Here is a 1215-nt window from a genome sequence, read left to right on the forward strand (position 1 = left end):
ATGGCAAAGGAAAAGTTTGAGCGTACAAAACCGCACGTCAACATCGGCACGATTGGCCACGTTGACCATGGTAAGACCACGCTGACCGCAGCGATCACCAAGTATTTCGGTGACTTCAAAGCGTATGACCAGATTGACGGTGCGCCGGAAGAGAAAGCGCGCGGGATCACCATCTCGACCGCCCACGTGGAATACGAGACCGAGAACCGCCACTACGCGCACGTTGACTGCCCCGGCCACGCCGACTACGTCAAGAACATGATCACCGGTGCTGCCCAGATGGACGGCGCGATCCTGGTTGTGAACGCCGCTGACGGCCCGATGCCGCAAACGCGCGAGCACATCCTGCTGGGCCGCCAGGTTGGCATCCCGAAGATGGTCGTGTTCATGAACAAAGTTGACCAGGTTGACGACGAAGAGCTGCTGGAACTGGTGGAAATGGAAATCCGCGAGCTGCTGTCTTCGTACGAATACCCCGGCGACGATATTCCGATCGTTGCAGGTTCGGCTCTGGCCGCGATGGAAGGCAACAACCCTGAAATCGGCGAAGAGAAGATCAAGGAACTGATGGCGGCTGTTGATGAGTATATCGACACCCCCGAGCGCGCTGTTGACCAGCCGTTCCTGATGCCGATCGAAGACGTGTTCTCGATCTCGGGCCGTGGTACCGTTGTGACCGGTCGTGTTGAGCGTGGCGTGATCAACGTTGGCGACGAGATTGAAATCGTCGGCATCCGCGACACTTCGAAAACCACCTGCACCGGCGTTGAGATGTTCCGCAAACTGCTGGACCGCGGTGAAGCGGGCGACAACATCGGCGCGTTGCTGCGTGGTGTTGACCGTGACGGCGTTGAGCGTGGCCAGGTTCTGTGTAAGCCGGGTTCGGTTACACCGCACACCAAGTTCGAAGCCGAAGCCTATATCCTGACCAAGGAAGAAGGCGGTCGTCACACTCCGTTCTTCGCGAACTACCGTCCTCAGTTCTACTTCCGTACAACTGACGTGACCGGCACCGTGACCCTGGCGGAAGGCACCGAGATGGTCATGCCCGGCGACAACGTGTCGTTCGGCGTTGAGCTGATCGCGCCGATCGCGATGGAGCAGGGCCTGCGCTTCGCGATCCGCGAAGGCGGCCGCACCGTCGGCGCCGGCGTTGTGTCGAAAATCACTGAGTAATCGGTGAAGGTGCTGAGATTATTCGTCGAATAATCTCGG

Annotated in this window: 1 protein-coding gene; it reads left to right on the forward strand. The window is 58.8% G+C overall.

What is annotated here, in order from left to right; genetic code table 11:
* The coding region (tuf, locus tag ACR0CA_RS20310) for an elongation factor Tu (RefSeq protein WP_170356932.1) at positions 1-1176 on the forward strand (1176 nt) is incomplete at its 5' end.
* Positions 1177-1215 lie beyond the last annotated feature (39 nt).

The organism is Ruegeria sp. F12 (assembly GCF_056533885.1).